6 protein-coding genes are annotated in these 5,932 nt (G+C 66.4%); 5 read left to right on the plus strand and 1 reads right to left on the minus strand.

Annotated features, from left to right (window positions below):
* The first annotated feature begins 497 nt into the window (after nt 1-497).
* The 5 genes from QRO91_RS21520 to QRO91_RS21540 all read left to right on the plus strand — a co-directional run bounded on the left by QRO91_RS21520 (nt 498) and on the right by QRO91_RS21540 (nt 4,455).
* Nucleotides 498-1,085: a glutathione peroxidase gene (locus QRO91_RS21520; RefSeq protein ID WP_049428335.1), complete on the plus strand. Its 588-nt coding sequence runs from the start codon at nt 498-500 to the stop codon at nt 1,083-1,085.
* Between the two features lie 96 nt (nt 1,086-1,181).
* Nucleotides 1,182-2,159, plus strand: coding sequence for an FKBP-type peptidyl-prolyl cis-trans isomerase (locus tag QRO91_RS21525; protein WP_049428337.1), 978 nt, complete (start codon nt 1,182-1,184; stop codon nt 2,157-2,159).
* 23 nt (nt 2,160-2,182) lie between these two features.
* Complete coding sequence (locus QRO91_RS21530) at nt 2,183-3,532, plus strand: UDP-glucose/GDP-mannose dehydrogenase family protein (RefSeq protein ID WP_049428339.1); 1,350 nt, start codon at nt 2,183-2,185, stop codon at nt 3,530-3,532.
* The gene (locus tag QRO91_RS21535; protein WP_005410256.1) at nt 3,525-3,767 is read left to right on the plus strand and encodes a SlyX family protein; all 243 of its coding nucleotides are present in this window, start codon (nt 3,525-3,527) and stop codon (nt 3,765-3,767) included. Before QRO91_RS21530 ends, QRO91_RS21535 begins: the two co-directional genes overlap by 8 nt.
* A gap of 10 nt (nt 3,768-3,777) precedes the next feature.
* The gene (locus QRO91_RS21540) at nt 3,778-4,455 is read left to right on the plus strand and encodes a DUF2058 domain-containing protein (RefSeq protein WP_049428341.1); all 678 of its coding nucleotides are present in this window, start codon (nt 3,778-3,780) and stop codon (nt 4,453-4,455) included.
* Between the two features lie 48 nt (nt 4,456-4,503).
* Here QRO91_RS21540 and QRO91_RS21545 read toward each other — a convergent pair whose 3' ends face one another.
* Nucleotides 4,504-5,691 carry an MFS transporter gene (locus QRO91_RS21545; protein ID WP_049428343.1) on the minus strand — a complete coding sequence of 396 codons (1,188 nt, stop codon included), beginning with the start codon at nt 5,689-5,691 and terminating at the stop codon, nt 4,504-4,506.
* Nucleotides 5,692-5,932: the final 241 nt, after the last annotated feature.

The following is a 5,932-nucleotide window of genomic DNA, read 5'->3' on the forward strand; positions in this document are numbered from 1 at the left end:
GGCGGTCGCGTCCTGCGCACTGTCAGCGGAGTCGGGGAGGCTGGGCGCGGCCAACCAGGCCAGCACGATCAGGGTCGAAACGGCAGCGGCCGCGGGTGCGGCGAGGTTGCGACGGATCCGGATGTTCATGGCTTCCCCCTGTCTCAGGTGACTGGTGTTGTATGCAACTATAACACCGGCACGCCCATGTGCAACCCCCTGCCGGCCCCAACTGATGGCAGGGGTGGTCAGATCGTTGAAATATCACCTTATGCAATTGATTCTAAAAGGGAAATAAAATTTTCGCATGGGCCGGTTCAGGCCGACCTTCCATTCAGCGATGTCCATACCATGTCATCACTTCGCCATCGAAGATCGGCGAAGGGCGCAGTCGCCACGCCGCGCAAAGCCTGGTCCGCGCCCTGCCATCTGGGTCATCGAAGCCCGGTGCTATAGTTCGGCCGATTCCCGGCCGCTGCTGGCCGGGCCCTGTGACTGGCTACCGCGGACCGCTCCTGATGCCCCTGTCCACCGTTACTCCGCGCCGCCTGCGCGGCCTGTCCCTGCTGGCCCTGATGGTGGCCGGTGTCGCCGGTTCCGCCAGCGCCCTGGCCGCCGACCTGCTCGACCTGGACTACCGGCCGCTGGCCAGCAAGCAGCAGGTCAACCTGCAGCAGCGCTATCACGGCCAGGTGCTGCTGGTGGTCAATACCGCAAGCAAGTGCGGCTACACGCCGCAGTACGAAGGACTGGAGGCGCTGCAGAAGCGCTACGCAGGCCGTGGTTTCGCGGTGCTCGGTTTCCCCTCCAATGATTTCAAGGGGCAGGAACCGGGCGACGAAAAGCAGATCCAGGATTTCTGCACGCTCACCTACGGGGTCAAGTTCCCGATGTTCGAGAAGGTGCATGTGGTCGGCGCGGAGGCGACGCCGCTCTATCAACGGTTGACCGCGGCCACCGGCGTGGCACCGGGCTGGAATTTCCACAAGTACTTGGTCGGCCGCGATGGCAAGGTCATCGCCCAGTTCGCCAGCAAGGTGACGCCGGATGATCCGCAGCTGACCGCGGCCATCGACAAGGCGCTGGCTGCAGCCGCCGCACATTGATATCCGGCACGGATGCCTCGACATCGACGGCATGCGTGCGACAATGTCTCTTTTCGCGCCGACGTCGGCGCCCAGACACTTCCAGGAATGCAGCGAATGAAGATGGGAATGCGCGGCGCCGCGGCGTCGGTTCTGATTCTGGCGATGGGCACTTCGGGTGTCGCTCTGTCGCAACAACCGGCTGCCCCCGCAGCCGCCAAGGAGACCGCAACCTTGAATTCCCCGAAGCAGAAGCTCGGCTACGCCATCGGCCTGGACGTGGCCAAGTCGTTCACCCCGATCGCCGATGAGATCGACGTGGCCGCGCTGCGCACCGCCGTGGAGCGTTCGTTCGAAGGCCTGCAGCCGCAGATCACCCAGGAACAGGCCAAGGCCACCGATGCGGCCCTGCGCCAGGTCGTGATGGCCCGCAGCGGCCAGCAGGTGCCGGGCATGGCGCCGGGTTCGCAGCCGCCGAAGGTCGATCGCGTCAAGGTGTCGCAGATGATCGGTTCCTATTCGGTGGGCCCGTCGCTGGCGCAGCTGAAGGACGACATCGATGTTGCCTCGCTGTTTGACGCGATCAGCACCGGCCTGACCAAGGGTCAGCCGAAGATGACGGAAGCTGACGCGACCGCCACCATCCAGGCCTTCATGGGCAGCAAGCAGGCTGAAATGCAGGCCAAGGCCGCCGCTGCTGCGCAGACCAACCGCGAAGAAGGCAATGCCTTCCTGGCCAAGAACAAGACCCAGCCGGGCGTCGTGACGACGGCCTCGGGCCTGCAGTACCAGGTCATCCGCCCGGGCAGCGGCGAGCGCCCGCTGCCGAGCAGCAAGGTGCGCGTGAACTATGAAGGCAAGCTGCTCAACGGCACCGTGTTCGACAGTTCCTATGGTCGTCAGCCGGCCGAGTTCGGCCTGGACCAGGTGATCAAGGGCTGGACCGAGGGCGTTGCGCTGATGCCGGTCGGTTCGAAGTACCGCTTCTGGATCCCGGGCAATCTGGCCTATGGCGAGAATGGCACCCCGGGTGGCCCGATCGGCCCGAACGCGACTCTGACGTTCGACGTCGAGCTGCTGGGCGTCCTGCCGTAAGCCACCACGGAGCCTGCACGGACATGCGCGTTGCGATTTTCGGTACCGGTTATGTAGGTCTGGTGACCGGTACCTGCCTGGCCGACGTCGGTCATCAGGTGGTCTGCGTCGATATCGACCAGGCCAAGGTGGATGGCCTCAACCAGGGCATCATCCCGATCTATGAGCCCGGCCTGGAGCCGATGGTGAAAGCCAACCATGCCGCGTCGCGGCTGGCATTCACCACCGATGCCGCGTCCGCGATCGCGCATGGCCAGGTGCTGTTCATCGCCGTCGGTACTCCGCCGGACGAGGACGGCAGCGCTGACCTGCAGTACGTACTGGCCGTGGCCCGTACCATTGGCCGGCACATGAGCGTGCCGACCGTGGTGGTCAACAAGTCGACGGTGCCGGTGGGCACCGCCGACAAGGTGCGTGCCGCCATTGCCGAGGAACTTGCCGCGCGTGGCGCGGACATCGCCTTCGACGTGGTGTCCAACCCGGAATTCCTGAAGGAAGGCGACGCGGTCGCCGACTGCATGCGCCCGGACCGCATCATCATCGGTGCGACCAGCGAGGAGTCGGTGGCGGTGATGCGTCGCCTGTATGCGCCGTTCAACCGCAACCACGACCGCGTGGTGGAAATGGACGTGCGCTCGGCCGAGCTGACCAAGTACGCGGCGAACGCGATGCTGGCGACCAAGATTTCGTTCATGAACGAAATCGCCAACATCGCCGAGCGTGTCGGTGCCGACGTCGAGCAGGTCCGCCAGGGCATCGGTTCGGACCCGCGCATCGGCTGGCACTTCATCTATCCGGGCGCCGGTTACGGTGGCTCCTGCTTCCCCAAGGACGTGCAGGCGCTGGCCCGCACCGCGCAGCAGCATGGTCTTGAGCCGAAGCTGCTGAACGCCGTGGAAGCGGTCAATGATGCGCAGAAGGGCCACCTGTTCGCCCTCATCCAGCGTCATTACGACAAGGGCGAGGACGAAGGCGTGCGCGGCAGGACGTTTGCCGTGTGGGGCCTGGCCTTCAAGCCGAATACCGACGACATGCGTGAAGCCTCCAGCCGTCGCCTGCTGGCACAGCTGTGGGAGGGCGGTGCCACGGTGCGTGCCTATGACCCGGAAGCGATGCATGAATCGCAGCGCATCTTCGGCGAGCGCGATGACCTGGTGTTCTGCAACAGTGCCGACGAAGCGCTGCAGGGCGCCGACGCGCTGGTGGTGGTCACCGAGTGGAAGCAGTTCCGCAGCCCCGATTTCCAGAAGCTGCGCGAGCAGCTGAAGGACGCGGCGGTGTTCGACGGGCGCAATCTGTACGATCCGGCCGAAGTGGAAGCTGCCGGCCTGGCGTACTACGGCATTGGCCGGGGGCGTTCGCTGCATGTCTGACCTGCTGCCGACCGAACGCGAGCAGGCGCTGGAAGCGCGCCTGGTCGAACTGGAAATGCGCGTGTCCTTCCAGGAACAGGCGCTTGCCGAATTGAGCGATGCGCTGGCCGATGCCCGCATGCAGGGCATGCGCAACGCCGACGTGCTGCGCGTGCTGCTGGAGGACCTGGGCAAGGTCCGCAACGCATTGAATTCTTCCGATCCGGCGAGCGAACCGCCGCCGCCGCACTACTGATCCGAATCCTATGAGCGATACCCTCCGCGACCAGCTGATGGGCCTGGGCTTCAAGCCCGCGCCCAAGCCCGAGCGCAAGAATGATGGCCCCCGCCGTGATGGCCGCCCGCAGGGCAAGGGTGGCACTGGCAATGGAAAGCCGCAGGGCGCAGGCCGGGGCGAGCACAAGCCTGGCGAGCGCCGTGGGCCGGGCGGTCCGGGCAAGTCCGGTGGCCCGGCGCGTGGCCAGGGTCTGCATGGCCCGCGCAAGCCGCGCAGCGCCGAAGAGATGGATCTGGCCAAGGCCTATGCCATCCGTGCGCAGCGCGAGAAGGAAGAGCGCATCGAGACCGAGCGCCTGAAGCAGGAAGAGGCACGCGTGCGCCGCGAGGCGAAGGCCAAGCTGGAAGAACTGCTGAAGGACAAGAGCCTCAATGCCGAGGCGGCAGACATTGCCCGCCACTTCCCGTATGGCGGCAAGATCAAGCGCATCTACGTGACCGCCGAACAGCTGACCGCGCTCAATGCCGGTGAACTGGGCGTGGTCCAGCTCAATGGCCGTTACCTGCTGGTGACCGCCGAAGTGCTGGCACAGTCCGAAGCGGTGTTTGCCGCATCGGTGGCACTGAAGGTCGACCCGAACGCACCGGCCGAGGAGGATCCCTACGCGGATCCGCAGTACCAGGTACCGGACGACCTGGTCTGGTAACTGCACCTGCTGCACGATGAAAACGCCGGGCATTGCCCGGCGTTTTCGTTACCGGGCGCGCGCAGCACTGCGGCGTGCACGGATCAACGGCAGGCTCAGCGCGAAGAAGCACAGCAGGGCGCCGACCAGGGCGAACCCGCTACCGGCGAGGAAGGCCGTGCGTCCCTCGTCGATCTTCCACAATTGGCCGGCGATGAGCGCGCCCAGCACGCCGCCGACACCGGACGAGAATCCGTACAGCAGGCCCTGGCCATGGCCGTTGAGGCGACCCGGGAAGTAGGTCGCCAGCATCTGCATCGCCGCCGCGAAGAACGCGGCAAAGCCCAGCGCGTGCGCGGTCTGCGCAAGCAGCATCACCGGCAGGTTTTCCGGGAACAGCGCGGTCACCGCCCAGCGCAGGCAGGAGCTGACCAGGGCGATCAGCAGCATCCAGCTGGCGTCATAGCGGCGGAAGAAACGGCCGATGGTGAAGAACACGCCCACTTCGAACACCACGCCGATGGTCCAGAGCAGGCCGAGCGTGGACGTGCGATAGCCGTGGTGGTCCATGTAGACCGAGAAGAAGGTGTAGTACGGGCCGAACGAGAGCTGCTCCATGAAAGCGGCGAGGAAGAACGCCAGCACCGGCGGGCGCCGCACGATCTGCCAGAAGCCGCTGGCGTCGCCGCCGGTCCTGCCGATGTTGCGTGCGTAGTGGTTGCTGAAGGCCGAGGCAACCAGCAGGACGAACAGCGGCAGCATCATCCAAGGCAGCAGCCCCGCGCGGCTGGCAGTGCCGTCACCTTCGATCAGCCAGCCGAACAGGGTGACGATGGCGATGAAGCCGAGCGAACCCCAGACCCGGATCAGGCCGTAGCGATGGCTGTCGCTGCCGAGATGGGTGAGGGTGATCGACTCGAACTGCGGCATCACCGCGTTGTAGAAGAAGCAGAACACGATCATCGCTGGATACATCCACGGCTGCGGCAGGGGCAGCAGGAATGCGGCAAAGCTGATCAGGGTCAGCACGCAGCCGACGCGCAGCAGGCGGATCGGCCGCGGTGAGGTGGCCGCCAGCGAGGTCCAGGCACTGGGTGCGACCACGCGGGTGGCGTACCACAGGCCCATCATCACGCTGATGGCGGTCACGCTCATCCCGCGCGCGGTGAGGAACAGGCTCCAGTAGGGCGTGAAGGCGCCCAGCGCCGCGTAATAGAACAGGTAGAAGCTGGACAGGCGGGCAGCGGGAACGGTCATCGCGGGAATCATGCACGGTAGCCCCGGGGCCTCGCCCGCCGGCCGGCGCCTCGGCGCCGGCAGCCCGGGGGGGTGCGGCGCCCTCGGGAGAGTTTTCGCGTGGCGCGGGCCCGCCCCCGTGGGGCGGGGGGCGGCGCCCCGCCTGCCGGCGCGCGGTGGGGGGTATCTGGCCGGCGCGGCCGGGTCCGCCCCCCCCCGCCCCGGATTGGGGCCGGGGGCTCCCTATGGCGGTACATCTGCG

The organism is Stenotrophomonas maltophilia group sp. Smal32, from assembly GCF_030237085.1.
Lineage (GTDB): Bacteria > Pseudomonadota > Gammaproteobacteria > Xanthomonadales > Xanthomonadaceae > Stenotrophomonas > Stenotrophomonas maltophilia_Q.